Below are 24615 nucleotides of genomic sequence, written 5' to 3'. Positions count from 1 at the left end.
GCCTATTTCTGGGCCAGCAGCTTCTTGAACAGATCCTCATCGTACGGCGAATAGATGTAGCCGTCAGCCGGGAAATCCTTAGCCCGGGCGAGATATTCGTCGATGTTGGAATTGTCGATCACCGGCAGCGGGATCTTGACGAAAGCCGGCACATCCTTGCCGTCCAGCGCCTGTACGGCCGTGTAGGTGGCGAAAGCGCCGAGCCAGTTCGGCTGCATCGTCGCCCAGCTCTTCAAGCCCTTTTCCTTCCACAGTTCGAGGAACTGGCGCGCATTCTCGCCGGTGATCGGCACCTGGTCGCGACCCTGCTTGTCGAGCGCGAGCACGGCACCCGCCGACAGAGCGCCGCCGAGCGACAGGATGCCGTCGATTTCGGGATTGGCGAAAAGCAGGCTGGTGACGGCTTCCTGGGCGGGCGCGACATTGTAGGGCGTGTTCGTTTCGGCAAGCACCTTCACATCGGGATGAGCCTTAAGCTCGGCATCGGCGCCTTTGCGCCGGTCGTCACTGACCGAAACGCCGGCTGGGCCATTGAGGATCAAAATTTTGCCCTTGCCGCCGATGGCGTCGATCAGGAACTTGGCCGCCTGATCGCCCCACTGTGAGGAATCGGTGTTGACCTTGGCGGTCACCTGGTCGGTGTCGACGAGGCTGTCGAAATTGATGATCGCGATGCCCTTGGCGCAGGCGTCCGCCAGCACGCGCGCCGGCGCAGTCGACGAGCCAGCGATCAGGATGATGGCATCGACATCGGAATCGATCATCGATTGGATCTGCTGAATCTGGACGTTGGCATCGCCTTGGGCGTCGGTCACGACGAGCTTGTCGACCAAGCCTTGCTTCTTCAAAGTCTCGACTTCGGCTTCGATCGTGCCCTGTGTCTGCTTCATCCAGGTCGGCACTGAATAGATGTTGGCCCAGCCGATCGTATACGGCGCCTTGCGGTCGCCCTTGATGCATTTAGCGGCGGCGTTGGCCTGCGAACCGGCGCCAACGCTGAGGAGAAGACCGAGGCAAAGGGCGCTGGCGGATGCGAAAAACGATGATTTGGTCATGATTGTTCCCTTCTGAGGTTATGCCTGACGTGCGGGGTCGAGACGAGAAAACTCGCCGGTTGCCGCATCTCGGAAACCGCGCTTTTTCTCGTCAGGAGTTTCTGCGCCTGGCTCGTTATTGTCCGATATTCCAGACAATAGGCCTGTATATCGGACAGATCGGATGCTAGACTGAGCCTTGACATCTTTCAAGCGTCTTGGGACGAGGGCCGAAATGATTTTGCGCGGGGTGCGGCCCACATGAGCGATGGCGTGACTGGTTTGATCGAAAGGGAAGTCCGCACCGAGCCGCGCAATGGCGAACGGCGCCGCGGGATTGACCGCGTCATCACGCTGCTTGAAGCGCTTCTGCGGCAGCGCGCGCCGATGCGCGTCGGCGATATCGCCAAGATGATCGGCGCGCCGCGTTCGACCACTTATGAGATCGTCAACAGCCTGCTGGAAGCCGAAATGCTCGAGAACGTCGGGACGGAAGGCTATGTCTATTTCGGAAAGGCGATGCATCTGTTCGGCTGGGCCTACTCACATCATAATGCCCATTATCGGCGCATCATCGAAACCCTGGACAGACTAGGCGCGGAGACGGGCGAGACCGTCCAACTGTGTGGCCTGCGCGGGAACAAATACGTCGTCCTTGATTGCCGGGACTCGCCCGGCCCGTTCCGGATCTCAAGCGATGTTGGAGTCGAGGTGCCGATCCCGTGGACGGCGTCTGGAAGGCTGCTGCTCGGCCATATGAGCAAGCAGGAAATACAGGACTTCATTCCGCCTGGCGACTACAAGCTTCCCGACGGCCGCGTCATTGCGCCAGCCGAGTTCTTCGGCGATGTAGCTCTGGCGCGCCAGCAAGGTTTCAGTGAGACGGCTGCTCTGGCCGACCGCTTCACCTGGTGCATGGCCGCGCCCATCCGCGATGGCAACGGGGCGATCAACAAGACTCTTTGCTTCGTGTTGCCCGTCGACACGCCGGAAGCGCGACGGGGTGAATTGCTTGTCCTGCTATGCGAGCGCGCCCGCGGGTTGTCGCTGGCGGGAAGCTAGTACAAATCGGTACGGGAACGACCCTAAGAAGGTCCCGGATCGATGCGTGCGATCCCACGTCCACCGGAGCTAGCCCTAGGGCGGACGTGCTCCGCCGAGCCAACGCTCGGGTCATAACCGTCTCCGAAGCGGCGCTTGCCGACGCGAAGAGCCGGCTTCGCGAGGCAAACGGTCCAGGCACAACCCCTTCGGGTGCCGCCGGCCTTGCCGGTCTCGCCACGGCCGTCGCGGCTTCCGGCATGTCGCAGGAGCTTGCGCTCGACCGGTCGAGCCGGGTGCTGAACATCGTGACCGAGTCCGAACTGGAAAAGGACGCATGACGATGGCGCCGAACCGGGAACCATGGAGCAGAAGAGCGGCTGGGCCACGGACTGCTCGAGTTGCCCGCGTTCCAGACCTAACGCAGAACCGGTCCATGAAACTCATCTACCAGACTCACTCCCCTACGCGCGCAAGGTTCTGGTCTTTGCCCACGAGGCTGGGCTTGCCGGACGTCTGTGCGTCATTCATCAGGAGACGAGCCCGATCAATCGCAATGATGATGTGTTTGCGATCAATCCGCTTGGCAAGGTGCCCGTTCTCGTTCTGGAGGACGGCTATGCGATCTTCGATTCAGGCGTAATCTGCGACTATCTCGACAATCTCGAAAGCAATTGTCGGCTCATGCCCGAAACAGGGCGGGCCAAGTGGTCCGCCTTGCGCCTCCAGGCGCTCGCCGGCGGCATGTGCGACGCAGGCATTTCCATCCGCTGGGAAAACAAGCGTCGCCCTGAACATCTGCGTTGTCCCGCCTTGGGCGCAGGCATGACGACGAAGCTTATCGAATCCTATGACTTCGTGGAACGCGAGGTCGAATTCGACGCGCCGCTCCATGTCGGCCACATCGCGCTCGCCACTCGTCTAAGCTGGCCGGAATTCCGCGGACTGGCGGACTTCCTGCAGGGAAGGCCACGACTGGCGCAATGGTATAAATCCTTCGTGGAACGCCCTTCAATGCATGGCACACCCTACGGCGGCGACACGCGAGATTGATATCGATCGCCAGGCTTTCGAAATCCAGTATGTGCCGGTCACCAGCCAAAGCGTTCTCGCGACCATTTGCTGGTCGGCCTCGATCATACTGCGCGAGTCCGGTAATCTTGCCAGGACAGCCTTGAGGGTGGCCATCAAGGCCACTTCTTCGTCACCGCGCATGGCCTGACGCAGCACCGCGTCAGGAGGCGGCCACTGCAATGAAAAGCGATTGTCCTTGCCTTTCGATGCGGAACAGGACGGGCTTTTTCTGCTGACGGGATTTCGCCCACTCTTGCTGGATATCCGACGACTGCGTCACATTGCGGTTGTTGGCCGAGACGATGACGTCGCCTGGCCGAAGGCCGTTCTCGGCAGCGGGGCTATTCGGCGCCACTTCCTGGATAAACACCCCGGTGGTACCCGGCTGGAGACCGAGTTGCTGGCGCGCTTCATCCGGAATGGGGCTGAGCGACAGCCCGAGGCGTTGGTCCGCCCCTTCCGGACTCGGAACGGCACCAGTCTGTACCTCCTCGTCCTTGCGTTGACCGACGGTTAGTTCAACCTCCTGCTGGGAGCCGCCGCGGTTCCTCGTCAGCGTCGCTTTCGACCCTGGCTTTTCGTTCGCTGCCGCCAGCGTCAAGTCATGGACGCCCTGGATGTCCTGGCCGTCGAACCGGGTGATCACATCGCCCGATTGTAAGCCTGCCTTCTCCGCCGGGCTGCCGGGCTCGACCGAGGCGACCAGCGCTCCCTTGGTGCTCGATATGCCAAGCGCCTGGGCAAGCGACGGCGTCACCTCCTGGAGACGCACTCCGATGAAGCCGCGCTCGATCCGGCCGGTGCGGATCAACTGATCGGCGACGCTTCGAGCAGTTCGGGACGGCACGGCGAAACCGATGCCGATGCTGCCGCCCGACGGCGAGACGATGGCCGTGTTGACGCCGATCACTTCGCCGCGCGCGTTAAACAGCGGGCCGCCGGAATTGCCTCTATTGATCGAGGCGTCTGTCTGGAGAAAATCGTCGTAAGGGCCGGCCTGGATGTCGCGCGAGCGGGCGGAAAGAACGCCGACGGTAACGGTTCCCCCGAGCCCGAAGGGACTGCCAATCGCGATCGTCCAGGCACCCGGCTGCATTGCGTCAGAGTCACCCCAGGCGGTGGTCGTCATGTTGGGGCGTGGATCGACCTTCAGCACCGCGATGTCGGTTGCTGGATCGCGGCCTACCAGTCGCGCCGGCGAAGTCTCCTTATCGGAGAATACGACGTGGATTTCGGTGGAGTCGGCCACGACATGATTGTTGGTGACGATGTAGCCCTCGGGACTGATCACGAAGCCGGAGCCAAGAGCTTCTCGCACCTGCGGCTGAGCGGGCCCGCGGCTGTCGAAGGGGTTGAGAAAATCGTCGAGCATCGTTTGGTCCTGGATGATCTGCCTCGTCGTGATCGCGACCACGGCCGGCAGCTTCTGACGCACGATTGCGCTGAAGTCGTTCGGGATATCCTGTGCTGAAAGCGGAGCAAAGCCACCAGCCGAGAGCATCAAAATTCCTGCGACGAGGCCAATGCACAGTCGCTTCCTGCAAATGTAAGACATGATTGATTCTCCTGCCCGACCGCCCTGGCGCTGCTGCGATTTGTCCCAGACGCAAGAACTGACATTCACGCCGATTGTTTCACCGGTTCGAAAAAATGTTGATGGGGGCTGAACTGCGAGGATGTGTCCTCGCGAGGCCATTGAAATTTGGTCGAAACTCTCCAAAATCTCAGTTGGTGGGAATCGCGAGAGCCACCAAAGATGACGTCAACAGAGGAGACTTTCAAAGCGGAGGACTATCGATGGAAGGTGCCATTTCGACGAGTTTTCCCCCAATCGGGCCCGAGGGACCGGATGTTTTTCTTGACCGGTTGCTCCATCCGGCGCGGCATTTCGAGCGACCTCAGGACGTGCTGACCGACGTGACGCTGGACGTCTAGGAGAAGCGCGCAACCCTTTCGTCATGGGCATCGGATGCCTGTGCAGTGGAATCGGTCCCGGCGCTGCGCATGCCGCCGGGAGTCACCGAACCGGTCAGCTTCGATGCATCATGGACGCGTTGCGCCAATTGGACCAATTGGGGAAGCTTCCCGGCGCCGGTCGGGGTCGTGAGATCGACAGCATCGCGATCACCGGTTTTACAGCATCCGTCGATCGACTTTGAGTTGAACGCGGCCACTCTCAGCATCCGAGGCATCCGCCCGCTGGCGAGGAACTCGCGGGCGGGTGAGGTGTTCTCTGCGACCTAGTCGTCTGGCTGAAAATTTTCCTATAGCCCTCTTGAACGCGTAAGGCACTGTTATAAATAAGTAATTGCCGGTCGCCAAACGGGTCCGGCGTAAGTCCAGGAGGCGTCAAGGCGCTCTTGGCGCTTCTTGTATCCATGTTGCTCAAAGGAGGATGTGGCTATGAGGACAAACCTCGATTTTACCCCTCTGTTCCGGTCCAGCATCGGCTTCGACCGGATTTTCAACATGCTGGAAGATGCGAGCCGTGTCACTGCGATAGACGATTGGCCGCCCTATGACATCGCCAAGACTGGTGAGGACGACTATCGCATCACCATGGCGGTCGCCGGCTTCTCGCAGGATCAGCTGACCATCACTCATCAGCCCAACCTGCTGGTTGTGAGCGGGTCACAATCTGGCGACGATAACGGCCAGTATCTCTATCGCGGCATTGCCGGGCGCGCCTTCGAGCGTCGGTTCAAACTGGCCGACCATGTGAAGGTCGTCGGCGCCAGCCTGGACAATGGGCTGCTGAACATCGATCTCAAGCGCGAGCTTCCCGAAGAGATGAAACAGCGCCGGATCGCCATCGTCGGCAGCACGGCTAAGGCAGCGCCGCGGCAGATTGACGCCGAAAAGAACGCAGCCTGAGGTCAGAGTGAATCAGAAGCGACAGGCACCGGCATTCGCCCGGTGCCGCGCGGTTGAACGTGGAGGTGAATGAAGATGAACATGCGTGACCTTATCCCGTGGGGCCGCAACAGCAACCAGGCCCCGAGCACCTATAGCGGTGGCGATCCCTTTCTTTCGCTTCACCGCGAGGTAAACAGGCTCTTTGACGATATGTTGAGGAGCTTCGAGACGCGCTTGCCTACTGCGGGACAGCTTTTGCCTTTCGATAGCGGCTGGCCGAAGGTGGAGATTTCGGAGTCGGATAATGAGCTTCGCGTCACCGCCGAAGTCCCCGGTATGGAAGAGAAGGATATCGAAGTCCTGCTCGATGAGGACGTGCTGACCCTGCGTGGCGAAAAGCGGTCGGAGACCGACGAGAAGGACTACTCCGAGCGCTTCTACGGTCACTTCGAGCGGCGCATACCCCTCAGCTACGAGGTCGAGGACGACAAGGTCAAGGCGTCCTTTGCCAATGGCGTCCTGACCCTGACACTGCCGAAGAACCCGAACGAACAGTCGAAGGTGAGGCGCATCCCGATCACCCACTGACCCATGGAGTAAGTCGGAGGCGGCAGGCCGCCGCCTCCGGCGCATCCTTCGCCAAAATGGGAGGGATGAATGATGCAGAAGCAAGAAAGATAAGTCACACCAGTCGTGGAAAATCTCGGAGCGGCAAACGACAACCGCGGGCGAGCGCTGTCATTCGGTCGATCCGAGTTCCCGCATGATCCGGTCGCGCGGATCTACAAGCCTTGCCGCTCAGTCATGACCTCGGGCCGTGCGCGGCCGAAAGGCTGGCGGCTGGTGTTCGAGTGGCGTACTGCGCCGGTCATTGAACCGCTGATGGGCTACACCGGAAGTGGTGACACGCTGACCCAGGTGGAGCTCGATTTTCCGACGGCTCAGGCGGCTATCGACTATGCCGAACGCTGCCTACACGGTTCAAGGGAGCCCGGCGGCCGAAAAGTCCAGCGTCGAATCGTCCGATGCGGAAACGGGGCTGCAGGCCGCGCACACCTTGTCTGGAACCGCCCGGCGTTGCTGCAGAGCAGCAGCGCCGCCATTTCGCAGGCGCTTACCGGCGAGTGCAATGCAGCCGTCAACCGCCATTTCAACAACGCATGACGGACTCTATCCAGCGGAAGAAACGGCACGACGCGTTGGCCGGGCAGGAAAGGACAATGACAGGCCCATTATCGTCGCCGGCTGGTCTGGGCCTCCCACTTTTTTGCGCCGGACCCCGCCTACACCGATGCCGCGCGGGCTAGGCGACCTATATCCGTTTCCTTCTGGAGGCGGCCATGGACATGAGCAACAGAAAGACGCGGTTCAATATCTGGTACTGGGTCGCGGCGTTCGTGGGCGTGATGGTCGTCCAGTACATCTATGCCACGACGCAGCACGTCGCCCAAATACCGTACAGCCAGTTCGAGGCCTTGCTGAACGCCGGCAAAATCGCTGAGGTGCAGGTTTCGGACCGCTTCATCCAGGGCCGTTTCAAGGAGCCACAAGACGGCAGGCCGCTGTTTATCACCACACGCGTCGAGCCGAACCTTGCCCGTGACCTGCAGGAGCACGGTGTCACTGTGACCGGCCAGGTCGAGAGCACCTTGCTGAGCGACCTTCTTTCCTGGGTTGTGCCGGTGCTCGTCTTCTTCGGCCTGTGGATGCTGCTTCTAAGACGCATGAATGGCGGCGTCGGAGGTTTGATGCAAATCGGCCGGAGCAAGGCCAGAGTCTATGTCGAAGCCAATACCGGGGTGACGTTCGACGATGTGGCGGGGGTCGATGAAGCCAAGGCCGAGCTGCAGGAGATTGTGGATTTTCTGAAGAACCCAGGCGAATACGGCCGCCTCGGAGGCCGCATGCCCAAAGGCGTGCTGCTGGTCGGCCCGCCGGGCACGGGCAAGACCCTGCTCGCCAAGGCCGTCGCGGGCGAAGCCAAGGTTCCGTTCTTCTCGATCTCCGGTTCGGAGTTCGTCGAGATGTTCGTGGGGGTCGGGGCCGCGCGCGTGCGCGATCTTTTCGAACAGGCGCGGTCCAAGGCCCCCGCGATTATCTTTATCGACGAGCTCGACGCGCTTGGCCGCGCCCGCGGGACCATGGTCGGCGGCCATGACGAAAAGGAGCAGACGCTCAACCAGCTTCTGGTCGAACTAGACGGTTTTGATCCACAGACCGGCGTCGTGCTGCTGGCCGCGACGAACCGTCCTAAATCCTTGACCCGGCACTTCTGCGCGCCGGCCGTTTCGACCGCCAGGTATTGGTCGACCGGCCCGACAAGCAGGGTCGCATCAAGATCCTGCAGGTTCACATGAGCAAGGCCAAGCTGGCGACGGATGTCGATGCGGAAAAAGTGGCGGCGCTGACGGCCGGTTTCACCGGTGCTGACCTGGCCAATCTCGTGAACGATGCGACGTTGCTCGCCACGCGCCGCAAGGCGGATGCGGTAACGATGGACGATTTCAACAATGCGGTGGAGCGCATCGTCGCGGGACTGGAGAAGCGCAATCGGCTCCTGAACCCGAAGGAGCGCGAGATCGTCGCTTACCATGAAATGGGTCATGCGCTGGTAGCCATGGTCCTGCCTGGCGTCGACCCGGTGCACAAGGTGTCGATCATACCACGCGGCGTCGGCGCGCTCGGCTACACCATCCAGCGTCCGACCGAGGACCGCTTCCTGATGACGCGCGAGGAGCTGGACAACAAGATGGCGGTGCTGCTCGGCGGCAGGGCGGCCGAATGGATCGTATTCGGCCATCTGTCCACCGGAGCCGCCGATGATCTCGCCAAGGTAACCGACATAGCGCGCGCCATGGTGACGCGTTACGGCATGTCGGCAAAACTCGGGCACGTGGCGCTGGAAAAGGATCCACGCTCCTTCCTGAGCCCCAACCCGCTCGCCGGCGGACCGCGCGAGCACGACTACGGCGAAGCCGCCGCCGATGCCATCGACGCGGAAGTGCGCGACATTGTGGAGGCCGCGTTCGAACGAACCGTCAGCCTGCTCATCGAGCGGCGCGACGTGCTGGAAAGGGCGGCACGCAGGCTGCTCGAGACCGAGACGCTCGATGAGACCGAACTTGCGTCGCTGGTCGGAGATGTCTCGGCGGCGGATCGCGCTGTACGGGATAGGTCTAGTCAATCGTCGGACAAGAGAAAGCCTGCGCTGCAGCCGGCCAGGACCGCGGCTGCAATCCCCACGCGCGGATCGGGGAAATTCGGGACGCAATGAGTTCCGGACTGCGCCCGCTGGTATAGATCCTTCGTGGAACGCCGTGCCGCACGCTACGACGGCGACACGCGAGATCGATGTCGATCTCTAGGCCTTCGAAATCCAGTATGTGTCGGTCACCAACCAAGCGTTCTCGAGCCGTTTGTTGGTCGCCCTCGGTGATATTGGGCGAGATGGGTGACCTTGCCTCGCGCAGCCTTGAGGGCGGCCATCAAAGCCTTTTTTCTTCGTCACTGCGCCTGGCTCCGCTGCAGGGGTAAAACCCGCATGGCACCAGTGATCGTACGGGAAACGTATCGCCAGCCCTTTCCAGAAGCATCATGAAACCTCGTCGGTCTTCACCTGTGAACGGCAATGCCATCCGGCCAGCATCGGACAAATTTGAAAGCCACCGTTCCGGCACGTGCGTCACTCCGGCAAAAGCGATCACGACATCGAGGTCTGGCAGATCGACCGCCTGCGTTGCATCACCAGACACCACTTCGATATGGGCATAATGAGCAAGATTGCTTTGCGCGCGCCGAGTTAGTTCTTCGTCGATCTCATAGGCGATCACGCGTCCTTCTGAACCCGTCAGTTCAGCGAGGATGGCGGTGAAATAGCCGACACCGGCGCCCACCTGAAGGACAGTCTGGCCGGGAGCGATGTTCAGATGGTCGAAAACCAATGCCCAAAGCGACGGCAAGCCGCTGTTTAGTCCGCGTTTTTCGTCAAGCAAGACCAGAACGTCGTGATAAATCTCATGAAGTGCGGCTGAAGGGCTGGTATGGACCGCCCCGATTTGCAATCGCGAATGGATACGCCAGGGCCCGTTGCCAAGATAGTGTTCGCGCGGAACCTTTGCGAAGGCCTCGATGACCGCAGGGTTGTGCAAGACAGGTGATGCGACACGCAGGTCTTCGGCAAACCACCGGCGCGCTTCACTAGCATCGGTTCTTGTCGGCATGGAATATCGGCTCCGGATTGCGCGTACTCAGTCATGCTCTCAGAAAACCGAGTGACGGCAAAGGGTCCCTCACCTCGTTTGGACGGGGCGATGCGCGCTGTCCGTTTGCGATCGAGCGCGGCTTCGCCGAGCGCCTACCGCGAGACTGTAAACCGTGGCGACATGGAAGAACACTCTGCCCGACGATCACATCCTCCGGCTGGCCAGCAGCCTTGTCAGCCAATCCGGATCCATTTCCGGCACGGAGGACAAAAGCCGTTCGGTATAGGGGGCATGCGGCGGCGTGAGAATTTCGCTCTTTAATCCCTGCTCAACGACTTTACCCTGGTGCATGACGACAATTTCGTCGGCGATCGCTCGCACGGTGGCAATGTCATGGGTGATGAAAATGTAGCTCATGCCGAGCTCGCGCTGAAGCCGCATTAAGAGCTTCAGGATTTCTTCCTGCACAATCTGGTCGAGCGCGGACGTGATTTCGTCGCAGATGATGAGTTCCGGATCGGCGGCCAACGCTCGGGCGATGTAAACGCGCTGCTTCTGGCCGCCCGACAGTTCGGCTGGCAGACGATCAAGGTAAGCTTCGCTCATCTCGACCATGTGCATGAGTTCGCCGATCCGCCGGTCCCGCTGCGCACCCTTGAGGCCAAGATAGAATTCAAGCGGTCGCGCTATGACTTCTTCGACCGTCTGGCGCGGATTTAGCGCGTTGTCGGGCATTTGATAAATCATCTGTATGCGGCGCAGGATCTCTTTTGGGCGCAACTTCAGGGTCTTGGAAAGGGTCTGGCCGGCAAAGGAAATCGACCCCGAAAGCGGGGGCAGCAGCCCGGTAACAACGCGAGCGAGCGTCGATTTCCCGGAACCGGATTCGCCGACCACAGCCACTGTTCTTCCACGTGGAACTTTGATGGAGACATCCTGGAGCACCTTAACCGCCCGGCCGTAGGCCGCCGTGATGTTGTCTATGGTAAGCAGATATTCATCGGCTGGAACTTCGGGCTTCGCGAGCTTGCGCACGGCCCAGAGCGTTTTGGTATATTCCTGGCGGGGCGAGGCGAGCATCTGGCGCGTTTCTGCCTCTTCCACGGTAAGTCCATGGCGCAAAACCATGATGCGGTCCGCCATTTGGGCCACCACCGCCAGATCATGCGTCACATAGATTGCAGCGGTGTTGAATTCCTCCACGATGTTGCGAATGGAGGCGAGAACTTCGACCTGTGTCGTCACATCGAGCGCCGTCGTTGGTTCATCGAAAACGATGAGGTCCGGGCGGCAAGCCATCGCCATCGCGGTCATTGCCCGTTGCAACTGTCCGCCGGATACCTGATGTGGATAGCGAAAGCCGATGGTCTCCGGATCTGGAAGCTGAAGACGACGATAAAGATCGACCGCACTGCGGTTCGCTTTCTCTCGACTGGCAATCCCATGCGCCACCACAGTTTCGATAGTCTGATCGAGGAGCCGGTGGGCCGGATTGAAAGAGGCTGCGGCGCTTTGCGCGACATAGGCGATACGGGAGCCTCTGAGGCGACGCCGCCCTGTTTCGCTGAGTGCCAGAAGATCGATCCCGTCGAACAGGATCGAGCCCTGAGTAATACGGCAGCCCGGCTTGGCGTAACCCATCGCGGCGAGGCCAATGGTGGATTTGCCGGCGCCCGACTCGCCGATCAAGCCAAGAACCTCCCCCCGCTTCAGCGCCAGATCGACCCCGCGGACGATGGGATGCCATCGCTCGTCCGAGAACCCCTCCACATGCAGATTGCGGATCTGAAGCAGATCCTTGCCTTTTTCGCGCAATCCGGGAGCGCTATTTTTCATCCCGCAACCCGCTTGTTGCGTGCAGGAACCAGTCCACGACGAAATTCACGGAGACCGTGAGGAGGGCAATCGCGCCGGCCGGCAGCAGCGGCGTGACATCGCCGTAGGTGATCAGGGTCGCATTCTCGCGCACCATCGATCCCCAATCGGCGGTCGGTGGCTGAATACCGACGCCCAGGAAGGACAGTGCCGCGATCGTGAGGAATACGAAACAAAATCGCAAGCCGAACTCCGCAACCAGCGGCGGCATCACGTTGGGAAGGATTTCCTTGGCGATGATCCATTTCGGGCCTTCGCCGCGCAATCGCGCCACTTCGACATATTCCATCACTGCCACGTTGAGCCCGACGGCGCGTGCGAGCCGAAAGACACGGGTAGAATCGAGCAGCGCAATGATGATTATCAGACTGGTGATCGACGAGCCGAAAATCGAGAGCAGCACCAGGGCGAAGATCAGGCTTGGGATCGACATCAACACATCCACGGCACGCGAGAGTATCTGGTCCAGCCATCCCCTGTACAATGCAGCGAGAAGGCCGAGCGAGACGCCGACTGCGAAGGACAGCAGTGTGGTCGCGATGGCGATACCGATGGTGTTGCGCGCACCGTAAATCAAGCGCGTGAGCATATCGCGGCCGAGCTGGTCGGTTCCCAACTTGAACTCTTGGCTCCACGGTGCGAAGGCTTCGCTGAAGACCTGCGTTTCGCCGTATGGGGCGATCCAGTGCGCGAAGATCGCAACGATGACATAGCCGATGATCACGAGGATGCCGAACCAGGCACTGAACGGTGCCTTCTTCAGTGCCGTTTTGACCCGGGTGGCGCGCGAGCGCCTCAGCCTGTGAACCTGAGCGATGGGTTCGTAGCTGGTCATCGCGGATGCAAGAGCCTGGGATTGGTGGCGATGGAAATGATATCGGCAGTCAGATTGAGGAGGATATAGGTCGCCGCGAAAATCAGGGCGCAAGCCTGGACAACTGGAACATCCCTTGATTTGACCGCGTCGACCATCAGCTGACCGATGCCGGGATAGACGAACACCACTTCGACCACGACCACTCCGACGACGAGATAAGCAAGATTGAACGCCACCACCGTGACGATCGGAGCCCATGCGTTGGGCAAGGCATGCCTGAGCACGATGGCCATGGGCGACGTTCCCTTGAGACGCGCCATGTCGATATAGGGGCTTGCGAGCATGTTGATGATCGCCGCTCGTGTCATGCGCATCATGTGTGCCACGATGACGAGCGTAAGCGTGGTCGCCGGCAAGGCTACTTTCCAGACGTGGTCCCAGAACGGCGTCTGGTCGTTCACGTTGGACAATGTCGGGAATTTGGGAACTGCGTTGAGTAGCCAGTTCAGTGACACTGCGAGCCAATGCGGCAGGGATTGTGCGAACTCGGATCCGATGAATGTGTCGCGCGAGATGACCAGGTAGGCAAGCATATAGGCGACGAAAAACTCCGGGAACGAAATGGTTGTCAGCGTCACTGCGTTCACCAGCCGGTCGAACCAGCCATTGCGGTAGAGCGCAGCGAGGATGCCCAGTCCCAGGGCCAGCGGAATTGCGATCAGCGCAGTCATCGATGCGAGGAACATCGTATTATAGAGGCGTGGCGCGATGATCTCGGCGACGGTGCGCCGATATCCGGTGCGGCTCGCGAAGGAAGAGCCGAAATCACCGTGAAGCATCTGCCCGACCCAGACGAAGTAGCGCTCGACAGGCGGACGGTCGATGCCAATTTCTCGCTGGAAGGCGGCGACCGTTTCGGGTGTTGCGGATTGTCCGAGCATCGCCTTGGCGAAGTCGCCCGGCAGCATTGCAATCGCAGAGAAGATAATGATGGACACGATGAAAAGCGTGACCAGGCCGAGGCCAAGGCGCTGCAGAACCGTTCTTGCGACGGGGTTCATTTGGACGCGTTTCCCGTTGCCGTCGCTGCCCTGCCACACCCGGCAGGGCACGCGGCTGCAAGCCGGAGCCCAGTAGCCATCGCGGGTCCGGCCCGCACTCTCACGCAGTGGCGATCCACCAGCGTTCGGCCATCTTCAGTCCATCATTCTCCCAGTTCGGCGCCACTTCGCCATGTGCGAGCTTATTGGATTTGGCGCTGACGAAATTGTTGAAGACCAGCACGATGCTGCCGCCATCATCATGGGTCAGTTGCTGCATCTCGGCATACATTGCCGCCCGCTTGGCCTCGTCCGTCTCGGCGCGCGCCTGGACAAGCAACTCGTTGAAGCGGGGATTCTTCCAGAACGACTCGTTCCAGCTGGAGTCCGCGGCGAAGGCTTGCGTGAACATCCAGTCGGCCGTCGCCCGACCGCTCCAATAGGAAGCGCACCAGGGTTTCTTGAGCCAGACATTGTCCCAATAGGCGTCCTCGGCCTCACGCACGACGTTTACGTCGATGCCGCACTGGGCTGCCGTCTCGCGGATGAGCGCAGCCGCGTCCACAGCGCCCGCAAAAGCGGCATCGGCGACCGAGAGGTCCACCTTCAGTTTTTCCATCCCGGCCTTTTTCAGATAGTGCTTGGCCTTCTCCGGATCGAAACTGTGTTGCGGCTGCGGGTTTGTGGCGAATTTAATCGCCGGCGCGATCGGGTTGTCGTTGGCCACAGTGGCGTGGCCGAGAAAGATCTTGTCGACGATCTCCTGACGGTTGATCGCCCACTTTAAGGCCATTCGGACGTCCGGATTATCGAACGGCGCCATCGTGACATTCATCGGCAAGGTATAGTGGCCATAGCCGGTGACCTCGACGATCTCCACCTTGGGGTTGCGTTTCAACATGCCGAGGGTCTTGAGGTCGGCGCGGCCAATATAGTCCACCTCCCCTGTCGATAACGCGGCCATGCGAGCGGCGAGATCGGTGATGGCGATAAACTCCACCTCGTCGAGATAGGGTTTGCCGTTCTTGAAGTAGTTGGGATTGCGCTTGAGTTTGGCCGAAACGCCGGGCTGGAAATTCTCAAGCACGAAAGCGCCGGTGCGAACGCCCGATCCCCAATCCGCCTTGCCGTCCTTGGCCGGCATGATGACCAGATGGTAGTCACTCATGATGTAGGGGAAATCGGCGTTGCCGCTTTTCAGCGTGAAGACAACCGTCTGCGGACCATCCGCCTTGATGCTGGCGACGGGCTCAAGCAGCGGCTTCGCTGCCGATTTGGTTTCGTCGCCCATATGATAGCGCAGCGAAGTCACGACGTCGTCCGCCGTCACATTCTTGCCGTTGTGGAAGGTTGCGCCCTTGCGCAGCTTGAAAACCCAGGTTTTGGCGCCATCGGATGATTCAAAGCTCTCGGCAAGGTCCGGTTGGACGTTGCCTTTCGCGTCGACCTCGGTGAGGCTGTTGGACATCGAGCCCGAGAACGCTGTCTGTGTGAAGGTGTCCAGGTAGCCGGCCGGATCGATCGAATCCGTCGTTGCGCCATGTGCCATGCCGAGCTTGGCGAAGCCGCCCTGCAGCGGTTCGGCCCGGGCCGTGCTGACGAAGAGCTTGTCCGCAGCGGTGAGCGTAAGCCCAGCGGCTAGCCCCAGATGAATGAAGTCGCGACGGGAAATCTTGCCGCGGCCAATCAGGCTTTGAGCGATACCAAGCTTGTATTCAGATTCTGACATTTGATTCTCCCATTGCGGATTTTCCGCGTTATTGTTCGTCACGCACCCTGTGAAGAAATCTGCCCGTTAGCCGCGATCACCCTTTCTGCTACTCGTCGAATCCGTACCTCAATCAGGCCGTCACATAGATGCTGCCCGCCTCGACGGTGACTGGAAATGTGCGCGCACGAACGGACGGATCGACCAGGGCCGCGCCTGATTTGATGTCGAATTCCCAGCCATGCCAGGCGCAGCGCACGATCTCGTTTTCGCGGTGATAGATGAATTGCGCCTCTTCGACCGGTGCAGTTGTTCCGCATTGCGGCCCCTCGCAAAGCGGAGCGCCTCGGTGCGGACAAACGTTCAGCAGCGCGTGGAATGAGTCTCCGATGCGAAAAACGCCGACCGAAAGGCTGCGGATCTTGGCGATGAAGGGAGATCCGGTTTCGATCTCGTCGACTCTGCAGATGTATGTTTTCTCGGGCATCGTCTGCTTCCTCAGGCGGCATTCGCCGCTTGCGCGCGGGGGATGCGCTTGTAGACCTCCAGCGCGTTCAGCCCCATGATCTTGCTCTTCCAAGCAGGGGGGATTTGCAGCGTGTTGGCATCGTCGTAATCCCAATGCGGATAATCGGAGGCAAACATCAGCGTATTTTCGCCATCCATCGCCTCGAGAGTGGACCAGAGATGCTGGATATTTGCGGGCTGCTCCAGCGGCTGCGTGGAAAAGCGGATGTTGCGCCGGCAGTATTCGGACGGCAGCATCTTCAGCCATGGCGTCTCTTTGCGTAGCGCTTTGTAATCGGCGTCCAGGCGCCACAATACCGACGGCACCCAGGCGACGCCGCACTCGATGACCACGAAGTAGAGGTCCGGCCATTTTTCGAAGACGCCATGCGCAATCATGCTTGCGACATGCGAAATGGCCGACATGTGCAGGATGGCATGCGTCTCCCAGAAGAACGTCGTCGGGGCCGGAGCAATCGCCGTCGAATTCACGCCGCCATGGCCGCCCAAATGAATGGCAAAGGGCAGCCCCACCTGGGCGCAAGCCTCATAAATCGGATGATAAAACGGATCGCCATAGGGCTTGACGGAGCCTTGCGAAGCGAGAACCTGAACCATGCGCGGGTGATTGCCCAGACGGCGTATCTCGGCGGCCGCGAGCTTCGGATCCTGTGGCGCGATGATGATCGAGCCCATGAAACGATCGTCCTTCGGCAGCCACTGGTCGATCTGGTAGTCATTGTAGGCGCTGACGAGGGCGCTGGCATAATAAGGATTAGCGAGGGTGGAAGCCTCGATCGGCTCGTCGCCGGTCAGGATCGCCACATCGACCTTGTACTTGTCCAGGTGCTTTTCCTTCATGATGAGATAGTTATCGGCTTCTGTTTTCGGACGGACGTCCTTGCGGGAGAAGTCCTGCGGATGAAACCAGGGACGATGGCCATGCGGGAAGGCGCCAACGGGACCTGTCTTCTCGCCTTCGACGAACATGTCCTTCCATAGGCCGGAAAGGTAAGGCTCCAATACGGTCGCGCTTGACCAGTAATTGTGACAATCGCAGTCGACTATGAACACGTTGCTCAGCTCCGTAGCTTCAGCCTGGTCGATCTGCCGGCCGATCTCACTGCGTGCAGCTTCCGCCTTGAGTATTGTTTGATCAAGCTTATGATCCTGCGCAATATGATCGACTTTTTCGATCGGAAGTCACGTGCAGCTAGATCACATCGAAACCTTTCTCGACATCATCGAGTCGCGAAACTTCAATCGCACCGCCGATCGGTTGGGATTGACCCAGTCGACGATCAGCACCCGCATCAAGAATCTGGAGAGCGCCATCGGGTCCGAGCTCTTTCAGCGCGGGCGTGCCGGTGCTGAGCCGACAGCCGCAGGACGGCGGTTCGAAGCCTACGCCAGATCCCTACTGTCGACCTGGTCGCAAGCTCGACACGATGTGCGAGCGTTCAACCGTTTCGAGGGCACCTTGCGCATCGCCGCACAGGTGGGCATGACCCGCTCGGTCCTGCCCGGATGGGTCGAGACACTGTGCCAGGCCCTTCCCAAATCCTCGATCCATGTCGAGTCGGACTATTCGAACCAGATGGTCAGCGACCTAAGCATGGGAAATCTGGATATCGCCGTGCTTTATGCGCCTCGTTACCTGCCTGAGATCGCCTACGAACATCTGATGGTCGAGGAATATGTGATGGTTTCGACGGCTGCCAGAACGCTGTCCGACGTCGACCCTGACACCTACATTCGCCCGGGCTACACCGCCGTGCTGGAAAAGACGCACGCAGAGCTGCTGGCCCAGTTGGCGATCTGCCGGCTTTCGACGGGATCGGAAACTCTGGCGGAGATCATGCTGCGGCGAACGGGCGGCACCTGCTATATGCGCAGCGACGATGCGCGCCGGTTCACGGCCGAGCTCCCATCGTTCCTCGTCGAGGGAGCGCCGACGCTGCACCAGCCAGTCCACACCGCGATACTTGCGCGCCGCAAACACGAACCCATTATTCGCAAGGGCATTCGAGCTCTCCAGGTGGCTGTAATGTCCCTGGAAGTTTAATCGAAATTACCGATCATAAAGGCAGGATTGCGCGGCTGTTCGGCGGGTTTTGAAGTGGCATCTTGGCTCGACTTCAAACCCGAGTTGAATGATGAACGCACATGCGGCCTTAGGCGCCCCCGGCTTCGCCCCAACAAGGCTTCACCGGCAGTGGGCACAGACCACGCCGCAGCTTGTGCTCTGCCGGCGCGTGATCGACGAGACGCACGATGTGAAAACATTTGTTCTCACACCCGATTCAGATCGGATGTTCTGCTTCAGCGCTGGCCAGTATGTTCTGGTGCACCTGAGGATCGACGGTGCCGCAGTGACGCGCTCTTACTCTGTTTCGTCACCACCGACGCGGCCGCTAGACCTGCAGATCACCGTGAAAAGGACGCCGGGCGGGCTCGTTTCGAATTGGCTCCATGACAATTTGAAGCCGGGTGATGGGATCGAGATCGAAGGGCCGCTCGGCTCGTTCAATCTCGATGATCTGCCGCACGGAAAGTCCCTTTTCCTTTCGGGTGGCAGCGGGATAACTCCCGTCATGTCGATGCTGCGCGCATTTACCGACCGCGCAGCCGACCAGGATATCCGCTTCATTCACAGTGCGAAAACGCCGGACGACATCATCTTTCGGCTTGAACTGGACGCACTTGCCGCTCGCTTTCCCAATGTTCAAGTGACTTGCATTTGCAGTAAGGAAGACCCGGCCTGGACGGGTCCAACCGGGCGAATTAACAGTGAGATACTCCTGACCTTGGTTCCCGATCTGCACAACCGCACGGTTTTTGCCTGTGGGCCGGAATCCTACATGAAGGCAGCGCGCGGCTGGCTGGAGGCAATCGGCGTCGCTCCTTCACAGTATCATGAGGAGAGCTTCGGAGGCGGCAACGTTTCGCGCTCGGTGTCGGATTCAAAGGTTTCGTCTTCGGTCCGCTTCGCCCGCTCAGGCATTGCGCATCACTGCGCGACCGGGGAGACCCTGCTGGAAGCTGCGCGCCAATGTGGAGTTTACGTTCCGACCGCTTGCCGACAGGGAGTTTGCGGTACGTGCCGGATCGCCAAGCTGTCCGGCGAAGTTGTCATGGATGACTTGGGCGGGCTGTCATCGGAAGACAAATCGGCAGGCTACGTCCTGGCGTGCTGCAGCCGCCCGCAAGGGGACGTTTTGCTTGATCTCTAATTGTCACGTGCCGCATAGCGGGACGAAATCGGATCAGCCTTAGTATTGCACAACCAAGCCGTACTACTGCGTCGCAAAGTGATTGGCGTTTCGGAGCCCGTTTTCTGGCCTTACCGGGAGACTTGACCGCCCCTGAACACTCTCTAGGTTAACGGCAGTTTACCTCATTCGAACAGACGAGGACAGTGGGCCAACCCGCCTTTAGGCTAAGAGGTCGTTCTGTCGATGTGTCCGGGAGAAACTATTGTCAGTCGTGTGGCAACAGAAGCAGATTCGCGATTCTTCATGCAGACACTATTGGAGTTCATGTGCTCGCATCCCATAGGGGGAACGTTGTCGAAAAACGAGTGGGGGAACAACGATTTTCTCGGTGTTACCGCAAAAATCTATAAACCCCATTCGGTGATATGCCGCCAGGATGACGACGACAGTGAGTTATTCATTGTAAAATCGGGTTGGGCAATTCTTTATCACGCACTGCCGGACGGACAGCGGCAGATCATAGACACTCCCCTCAAGGGGGACGTCGTCGGTTTCCGTGGCTTGGACGGACCCCATCTTGCGTCGCTGGCGTCCATAACCGAACTAGCTGTTTATGAAATTTCCAGTAAGGAACTGGTCGAGGCCATCCTGTCGGACGGCCGCATCGGGAAGAAAATCGCCAGCTCGCTGGCGCGCCTGAACGCCATCCTTGCCGAACATCTCATGAATACCGGCCGGCGGAACGCGATGAGGCGTACCGCCCATTTCCTGCTCGAGTTGGAGGAGAGGCTCTCCATGGTTGGGCTGTCGGTGGATGGGAGATATGAGTGTCCTCTTGCCCAGCATGAACTGGCCGATATCCTCGGAATGACCACGGTTCACGTCAACCGAACTTTAAGGGAGCTCCGCAAGGCGGATCTCGTCTCTTTCAAGTCAGGCCATGTTGAGGTGATCAACCGCAAGAAGCTGGTCGAAACAGCCGGATTCGACAGCGAGTATCTCAGGTAGCGGCTAGCTGCTTGAATGCCAGCACATGGAAGCCAAAATTTCCGCTGAAAACGATCGTTCCGTAGCCGGAACAGTTCGAGACGACATTTACGGAGGGCTGGTCGTGCGCCGGACACCTAGCATAGCATGGTATGTCTCGACGGCAGCGGTATCCGGTTCGAGGCGGTCGAAGGCTTGGGCCGAGCGGAACGCAACCCCCTTCCTGCTGATCAAAGTGTGACAAGGCGAGGTCATCATGACCGCGGCAGCTTGGCCTATTGCGAGGGCGGCGTGCTGCCGAAATATGCGCAATGGGCCGTTTACCACGGCGTGCTCGAACGAAAGTGTTGAGCCAAGGCTACCCGCACTGTCCTCCGACAATGTCAAGGGCACTTTCGGCAGTTCTGGTCTGCCGGTGAAATGTCGGAAGGCACCAGCTGACTCACATTCGGCTGCCTGTGGCTAGGTGGTCCAATGCATGCGTCTTTCGGACAGAAGCCCATTGGGTCCAGCTTGGCATCGGTTCCCTGAAAATTACGAAAAAAGCAATCTATGTTAGAGACTGCTTATAAATAACCCCTACACTTACCCACGCTGGCTATCGCTGGGGGTTGGGGAACTGAAAACGACGCAAATGGGGTAATCGAGTCTCGACCTTTCAAAACGCGCAGTACCAGACTTTCACTGGGAGAGAATGTGGAAATTATGTCGGCCAGCGCAAGGCGACTTGTGTGGGAAAGAGGGAGTATTGACATGGGTGCCACGGCAGGACTGCACAATTATAATTCGGCCAATCGGTCAGAAGTCCCGTCCGGCGGAACGGGAATCGTCCAAAGGCAGACAGGCAGGGAATGCCTCCTCATCTTGGACGGAAGGGCTCTAGACCGCGAGTGTCTCGCATCGGCTCTCGTGGACCACGAACTCGGCATGGATGTCGCCGCCTTGGGGTCCCTCGAGGAATGGCGCGTCAGAAAGAGCTCGGCCCCTCCCCTTGCAGCCATACTCTTCAACCTTGGCAGTCGGAAGGTCACCGATCGTGGCATCGCTGACGAGATCAGGCATATTTCGTGCGAGTTCAAATCAGTCCCTGTGGTCGTCCTGGCCGACACCGAAGACCTTGCCCAGATACTGACCGCTCTCGAATGCGGTGCACGCGGTTACATTCCGACCTCTGTTGGAATCGATGTCTGCGTCGAGGCTATCAACCTGGCGGCAGCGGGAGGCATCTTCGTGCCGGCGAGCAGTGTCCTTGCTATGCGGCACCTGATAGATTCGGGCAGCCGCGACACGCAGCCTTTGGCAGGCATGTTCACGCTTAGGCAGGCCGAGGTTGCGCAAGCACTCCGGCGCGGCAAGGCGAACAAGATGATCGCCTACGAACTGAATTTGCGCGAAAGCACGGTGAAGGTCCACATCCGCAATATCATGAAGAAACTAAAGGCGACCAACCGCACCGAAGTCGCCTGCAAGGTCAACGATCTTCTCGCAGAAGGAACTCTGGCTGAGGAGTGAGCCGACGCCACCTTGGGTGACTCTCGCGGCTGTATTCGACTGTTTGCCCGATCGAGTACATCCCAATCGATTATATATATTGTGAAAGTCCAAGGGCGCAATCGGCGGCTTAATCTGCTACTAAGCAGGGTCGGGGAAGGTGTGTCTTCCTACCCATCTTATGGCCTCCTCGATCGTATCGAAATTCTTGTGCTGCCCGCTCAGCAGCCCGAATCCCGTCTCGAGGAACCATTTGCCTTTGGTGGAGTAGGCTTCCTCGTCGATCTGGGTAAGGACCGCCACCAGTTGGTCGCATTTCCAAACCAGGAGGCCGTATTCTCCGCCTTCAACCGTTCCGATCCGGGCTTCGCTGAACGACAAACCAGAAACAGTCTTTGTTTGGCCCATTTAATGAAAAATCCCCTTAAATTCACAATGGCAGTAAAGATCCGTCTATTTTTTCAATCACGCACAGAGTTCAAACCGTTTGAGGCGATCCAATTCGTGATCCACCGCTGTTGAGTACGCTGTTGAGTACAGAGGACAACGGGCAAAAAACAACCGGATCTAAGACGGGTCGTGGTTACATTGGCGGAATCCAGATGATACGCCCCTCTGATACGATTTCCACCGCGCTTCTTCGGCCATCCGCCCGGAATGATTTGAGCCCATGCGTTCTTGATCGGGGAGGCTTCTGCAAGTGATTGCACCAGCCAGAACGAAGATCTGTCGGTCATATAGGAGGACGATTGTCGAAAACGAGGTATGCATTTTTTGCTTCAAGTAGATCATGCCGATGGTGAGACCGCTCCGACGCGCCGTTGCCAGACGGTGGAGTAAGCATACCATGATTCATCGCCCAAACTGCAGCCTGTGTTCGGTTGCGGACCCGAATCTTTCGAAGTATGGCTTTGACGTGTACCTTCACCGTAGCTTCGGCAATGTTAATTTCGCGCGCGATGGCTTTGTTTGACTCCCCTTCGATCAAACGGCGCAGAATACAGTTCTCGCGATTCGACAAAATTACCTTTTCTTGATCCTCGCTCTCCACTTTACCTTCCACCTTTGGTAACTCATCAGCTATCGGTTCATTGTTCGAACCTTGCCTTATATTTTGAATAACCATCGAAGTTTCCGCAGGTAGCACCGTTTGCCCAAGCATAACCAATTCGAGAGCTTTGATGAAGGTGTCGTAAGCAGCGGTCTTTGTCAGATACCCGTCAGCCCCCGCCCGAAAAGCTGAAACTATATCGGCCGTGCGACAGTGATCAGCTAGCGCAACGACATGGCTGTCTGGGTAAATCGCCTTAAACTCAACAATTTGTGCGAATTCAGCTTCCGCATCAGCACCGCCGATATCTATGATTAGCAAGATCGACCGGTGATGCGGTAGCGGCCTTTGCAAAAGATCGTTAACAGAAGCCGCAGAGAAAAGGGCACAAAAATCTTCTTCATTCAGGATTCGACTAAGACCTTCTCGAAGTAACTCGCTCGGCCCGACAAGCACGGTTATGAAAGATTGCCTTGTCATCATCGCTTCTCACCTGGCGCGCTTGGGACACACACGTCGATTAGGTGCTCCACGCGCCAACCGCACAGTTTCTTTTTTGACCTTACGCCAGGAAAACCGTACACCAAAATACCCTCATTAGGCGTAGGGCAGCATCATCGAGGCGTATCCCGGATCTTCAACCTGGGCTTTTGGTCAAGAACCCGAGCTCGTGGTTTCACCGACTCAGCCCATCGTGGCAAAGGATTGCGCGGCCGCGAGGATTACCGGCTTGGTTTCCCGCGGGCCGATGAAAGGAAAACATGAGACGGCCCGTTCCGCTATGGTTACCTCGATACGATTGCCAAGGTTGAGAGCTTGGTCGATTCGCGACTTAATTCATCTGACGCGTCAAGCCCTGCGTCAGGTCGTCCACGTGAATGACGGCTCAGAACCACGGCGAACCACGGCGCCGGGGATCCTGGAATGGACCAGTTGCACCTAAAGTCGTGCATTCCGGTTGCCGGATCGCCGAGGCAGGAACCATCGAAGCGGCAAGCGACGGTCTCCGAATTTCTCGGTCGTGACGACTACACCGGGTCTGGTCTTGGCTATTCATGAGCGGGTGGCCAAATATGGTTACGAGGCTCTCTTTACCGGCGAGCGACTTACACAAGGCGACGTTGTCGGACTAATGGATCCCGTCCGCCTCGAAGCGAGCCTGGTTCGCTCGTGTGAGGCTGCGATCTCGGAGGGCGCGGCAGAGGCAATCGTCATCGGTGGCGGACCGCTTGCCGTGCACGAAGTCGCATTGCGCTCCCGCTTCTCAATTCCGATCATCGAGCCTGTCCCAGTTGCTGTCAGATTGGCGGCAGGACGCCGCCCCGGCGCATATCAAAACGGTCGCCTAGACGGCACGGTCTCGCACATTGCTGCCGCCAAAAACCACATTGCGAGGGGCGGCTCACAGGGTCCGTAGGTCCTCCGGAGTTGGAAAAGGAGCTTGTTCTTTGCGGCGCAGCAATGATTGAGGATCTCGTCGTAGTCCTTGAATATACGGTTGGAGAGCCCCTTGTCATGAATTGCCGCACGTTTCAGTTCCGGTGAGCGGGCGGCATGAACATCAGGGTGATGTTTTTCCGCGTCACATGCGATCCGGCCTGATGAGGATCAGCACCGCATGCACGCCGTCGTCGGCGCTCCGACTGATCTCAGGGAGGAGCTCCCGCATCGCCTCGGTATCGCAATAGGACAAACACGGCGCCCTCCAGGGGGGCAG

The 24615-nt window shown here is 59.0% G+C and carries 23 protein-coding genes and 2 pseudogenes; 13 read left to right on the top strand and 12 right to left on the bottom strand.

What is annotated here, in order from left to right; translation table 11 throughout:
• Positions 1-2 precede the first annotated feature (2 nt).
• Complete coding sequence (locus NKG60_RS05755; RefSeq protein ID WP_352862780.1) at positions 3-1055, bottom strand: ABC transporter substrate-binding protein; 1053 nt, start codon at positions 1053-1055, stop codon at positions 3-5.
• Between the two features lie 252 nt (positions 1056-1307).
• Between NKG60_RS05755 and NKG60_RS05750 the strand changes: the two genes are divergently transcribed.
• The 3 genes from NKG60_RS05750 to NKG60_RS05740 all read left to right on the top strand — a co-directional run bounded on the left by NKG60_RS05750 (position 1308) and on the right by NKG60_RS05740 (position 3128).
• Entirely contained in the window at positions 1308-2096 is a 789-nt protein-coding gene (locus tag NKG60_RS05750; protein ID WP_352862781.1) for an IclR family transcriptional regulator, read from the top strand.
• Positions 2097-2182: 86 nt separating this feature from the next.
• The gene (locus tag NKG60_RS05745) at positions 2183-2416 is read left to right on the top strand and encodes a hypothetical protein (protein WP_352862782.1); all 234 of its coding nucleotides are present in this window, start codon (positions 2183-2185) and stop codon (positions 2414-2416) included.
• Between the two features lie 22 nt (positions 2417-2438).
• Positions 2439-3128, top strand: a complete 690-nt coding sequence (locus NKG60_RS05740; RefSeq protein ID WP_352862783.1) for a glutathione S-transferase family protein — start codon at positions 2439-2441, stop codon at positions 3126-3128.
• Between the two features lie 181 nt (positions 3129-3309).
• On the opposite strand, the gene NKG60_RS05735 is transcribed toward NKG60_RS05740, so the two are convergent.
• Positions 3310-4869: a Do family serine endopeptidase gene (locus NKG60_RS05735; protein WP_352974342.1), complete on the bottom strand. Its 1560-nt coding sequence runs from the start codon at positions 4867-4869 to the stop codon at positions 3310-3312.
• A gap of 77 nt (positions 4870-4946) precedes the next feature.
• Here NKG60_RS05735 and NKG60_RS05730 point away from each other — a divergent pair, with 77 nt between their 5' ends.
• Positions 4947-5084: a hypothetical protein gene (locus NKG60_RS05730; RefSeq protein ID WP_352974341.1), complete on the top strand. Its 138-nt coding sequence runs from the start codon at positions 4947-4949 to the stop codon at positions 5082-5084.
• On the opposite strand, the gene NKG60_RS05725 is transcribed toward NKG60_RS05730, so the two are convergent.
• Complete coding sequence (locus NKG60_RS05725; protein ID WP_352974339.1) at positions 5081-5323, bottom strand: hypothetical protein; 243 nt, start codon at positions 5321-5323, stop codon at positions 5081-5083. The two genes, NKG60_RS05730 and NKG60_RS05725, sit on opposite strands and share 4 nt — an antisense overlap.
• A gap of 229 nt (positions 5324-5552) precedes the next feature.
• Here NKG60_RS05725 and NKG60_RS05720 point away from each other — a divergent pair, with 229 nt between their 5' ends.
• From NKG60_RS05720 to ftsH, 4 genes and pseudogenes are all read left to right on the top strand, one after another.
• Positions 5553-6023 (top strand): Hsp20 family protein, encoded by a 471-nt coding sequence (locus tag NKG60_RS05720; RefSeq protein ID WP_352862785.1) that lies wholly within the window; start codon positions 5553-5555, stop codon positions 6021-6023.
• Positions 6024-6098: 75 nt separating this feature from the next.
• On the top strand, positions 6099-6593 hold the full coding sequence (locus tag NKG60_RS05715; RefSeq protein WP_352974337.1) for an Hsp20/alpha crystallin family protein: 495 nt from the start codon (positions 6099-6101) through the stop codon (positions 6591-6593).
• Between the two features lie 105 nt (positions 6594-6698).
• Positions 6699-6974, top strand: a pseudogene (locus tag NKG60_RS05710) (NADH dehydrogenase ubiquinone Fe-S protein 4); the annotation flags it as partial.
• Between the two features lie 371 nt (positions 6975-7345).
• Positions 7346-9279 (top strand): annotated as a pseudogene (ftsH, locus tag NKG60_RS05705) (ATP-dependent zinc metalloprotease FtsH).
• Between the two features lie 211 nt (positions 9280-9490).
• Here ftsH and NKG60_RS05700 read toward each other — a convergent pair.
• The 7 genes from NKG60_RS05700 to NKG60_RS05670 all read right to left on the bottom strand — a co-directional run bounded on the left by NKG60_RS05700 (position 9491) and on the right by NKG60_RS05670 (position 17228).
• Positions 9491-10225 carry a protein-L-isoaspartate O-methyltransferase family protein gene (locus NKG60_RS05700; protein ID WP_352862787.1) on the bottom strand — a complete coding sequence of 245 codons (735 nt, stop codon included), beginning with the start codon at positions 10223-10225 and terminating at the stop codon, positions 9491-9493.
• A gap of 186 nt (positions 10226-10411) precedes the next feature.
• Positions 10412-12043 carry an ABC transporter ATP-binding protein gene (locus tag NKG60_RS05695; RefSeq protein WP_352862788.1) on the bottom strand — a complete coding sequence of 544 codons (1632 nt, stop codon included), beginning with the start codon at positions 12041-12043 and terminating at the stop codon, positions 10412-10414.
• Positions 12033-12917 (bottom strand): ABC transporter permease, encoded by an 885-nt coding sequence (locus NKG60_RS05690; RefSeq protein WP_352862789.1) that lies wholly within the window; start codon positions 12915-12917, stop codon positions 12033-12035. Before NKG60_RS05690 ends, NKG60_RS05695 begins: the two co-directional genes overlap by 11 nt.
• Entirely contained in the window at positions 12914-13960 is a 1047-nt protein-coding gene (locus tag NKG60_RS05685) for an ABC transporter permease (protein WP_352974334.1), read from the bottom strand. The genes NKG60_RS05690 and NKG60_RS05685 overlap by 4 nt, the downstream gene beginning before the upstream one ends.
• A 100-nt stretch (positions 13961-14060) precedes the next feature.
• Positions 14061-15668 (bottom strand): ABC transporter substrate-binding protein, encoded by a 1608-nt coding sequence (locus tag NKG60_RS05680; RefSeq protein ID WP_352862791.1) that lies wholly within the window; start codon positions 15666-15668, stop codon positions 14061-14063.
• A gap of 112 nt (positions 15669-15780) precedes the next feature.
• Positions 15781-16134 (bottom strand): Rieske (2Fe-2S) protein, encoded by a 354-nt coding sequence (locus NKG60_RS05675; RefSeq protein ID WP_292653661.1) that lies wholly within the window; start codon positions 16132-16134, stop codon positions 15781-15783.
• An 11-nt stretch (positions 16135-16145) separates the two neighbouring features.
• Positions 16146-17228, bottom strand: coding sequence for an amidohydrolase family protein (locus NKG60_RS05670; protein ID WP_352862792.1), 1083 nt, complete (start codon positions 17226-17228; stop codon positions 16146-16148).
• Positions 17229-17361: 133 nt separating this feature from the next.
• Between NKG60_RS05670 and NKG60_RS05665 the strand changes: the two genes are divergently transcribed.
• From NKG60_RS05665 to NKG60_RS05650, 4 genes are all read left to right on the top strand, one after another.
• Complete coding sequence (locus NKG60_RS05665; protein ID WP_352862793.1) at positions 17362-18219, top strand: LysR family transcriptional regulator; 858 nt, start codon at positions 17362-17364, stop codon at positions 18217-18219.
• A 91-nt stretch (positions 18220-18310) separates the two neighbouring features.
• Positions 18311-19387, top strand: a complete 1077-nt coding sequence (locus NKG60_RS05660; protein ID WP_352862794.1) for an FAD-binding oxidoreductase — start codon at positions 18311-18313, stop codon at positions 19385-19387.
• A 333-nt stretch (positions 19388-19720) separates the two neighbouring features.
• Positions 19721-20377 (top strand): Crp/Fnr family transcriptional regulator, encoded by a 657-nt coding sequence (locus tag NKG60_RS05655; RefSeq protein ID WP_352862795.1) that lies wholly within the window; start codon positions 19721-19723, stop codon positions 20375-20377.
• 732 nt (positions 20378-21109) lie between these two features.
• Positions 21110-21868: a LuxR C-terminal-related transcriptional regulator gene (locus NKG60_RS05650; protein WP_502911831.1), complete on the top strand. Its 759-nt coding sequence runs from the start codon at positions 21110-21112 to the stop codon at positions 21866-21868.
• A 120-nt stretch (positions 21869-21988) separates the two neighbouring features.
• Here NKG60_RS05650 and NKG60_RS05645 read toward each other — a convergent pair whose 3' ends face one another.
• Entirely contained in the window at positions 21989-22255 is a 267-nt protein-coding gene (locus NKG60_RS05645; RefSeq protein ID WP_352862796.1) for a hypothetical protein, read from the bottom strand.
• 325 nt (positions 22256-22580) lie between these two features.
• On the bottom strand, positions 22581-23381 hold the full coding sequence (locus tag NKG60_RS05640) for a LuxR C-terminal-related transcriptional regulator (RefSeq protein ID WP_352862797.1): 801 nt from the start codon (positions 23379-23381) through the stop codon (positions 22581-22583).
• Between the two features lie 475 nt (positions 23382-23856).
• Here NKG60_RS05640 and NKG60_RS05635 point away from each other — a divergent pair, with 475 nt between their 5' ends.
• Positions 23857-24315, top strand: coding sequence for an aspartate/glutamate racemase family protein (locus NKG60_RS05635; RefSeq protein WP_352974331.1), 459 nt, complete (start codon positions 23857-23859; stop codon positions 24313-24315).
• Positions 24316-24615: the final 300 nt, after the last annotated feature.

Source organism: Mesorhizobium sp. M1428 (genome assembly GCF_040317515.1).
Lineage (GTDB): Bacteria > Pseudomonadota > Alphaproteobacteria > Rhizobiales > Rhizobiaceae > Mesorhizobium.
Note: the sequence above shows the minus strand (reverse complement) of the source record. Positions and strands in the feature narration are given on the sequence as shown.

Excerpts from the sequence above, each read along its gene's own strand:
- NKG60_RS05755 (WP_352862780.1), bottom strand. The coding sequence starts at position 1,055 with ATGACCAAATCATCGTTTTTCGCATCCGCCAGCGCCCTTTGCCTCGGT.
- NKG60_RS05740 (WP_352862783.1), top strand. The coding sequence starts at position 2,439 with ATGGAGCAGAAGAGCGGCTGGGCCACGGACTGCTCGAGTTGCCCGCGT.
- NKG60_RS05730 (WP_352974341.1), top strand. The coding sequence starts at position 4,947 with ATGGAAGGTGCCATTTCGACGAGTTTTCCCCCAATCGGGCCCGAGGGA.
- NKG60_RS05720 (WP_352862785.1), top strand. The coding sequence starts at position 5,553 with ATGAGGACAAACCTCGATTTTACCCCTCTGTTCCGGTCCAGCATCGGC.
- NKG60_RS05715 (WP_352974337.1), top strand. The coding sequence starts at position 6,099 with ATGAACATGCGTGACCTTATCCCGTGGGGCCGCAACAGCAACCAGGCC.
- NKG60_RS05700 (WP_352862787.1), bottom strand. The coding sequence starts at position 10,225 with ATGCCGACAAGAACCGATGCTAGTGAAGCGCGCCGGTGGTTTGCCGAA.
- NKG60_RS05695 (WP_352862788.1), bottom strand. The coding sequence starts at position 12,043 with ATGAAAAATAGCGCTCCCGGATTGCGCGAAAAAGGCAAGGATCTGCTT.
- NKG60_RS05690 (WP_352862789.1), bottom strand. The coding sequence starts at position 12,917 with ATGACCAGCTACGAACCCATCGCTCAGGTTCACAGGCTGAGGCGCTCG.
- NKG60_RS05685 (WP_352974334.1), bottom strand. The coding sequence starts at position 13,960 with ATGAACCCCGTCGCAAGAACGGTTCTGCAGCGCCTTGGCCTCGGCCTG.
- NKG60_RS05680 (WP_352862791.1), bottom strand. The coding sequence starts at position 15,668 with ATGTCAGAATCTGAATACAAGCTTGGTATCGCTCAAAGCCTGATTGGC.
- NKG60_RS05675 (WP_292653661.1), bottom strand. The coding sequence starts at position 16,134 with ATGCCCGAGAAAACATACATCTGCAGAGTCGACGAGATCGAAACCGGA.
- NKG60_RS05660 (WP_352862794.1), top strand. The coding sequence starts at position 18,311 with ATGAACGCACATGCGGCCTTAGGCGCCCCCGGCTTCGCCCCAACAAGG.
- NKG60_RS05650 (WP_502911831.1), top strand. The coding sequence starts at position 21,110 with ATGGGTGCCACGGCAGGACTGCACAATTATAATTCGGCCAATCGGTCA.
- NKG60_RS05645 (WP_352862796.1), bottom strand. The coding sequence starts at position 22,255 with ATGGGCCAAACAAAGACTGTTTCTGGTTTGTCGTTCAGCGAAGCCCGG.
- NKG60_RS05640 (WP_352862797.1), bottom strand. The coding sequence starts at position 23,381 with ATGATGACAAGGCAATCTTTCATAACCGTGCTTGTCGGGCCGAGCGAG.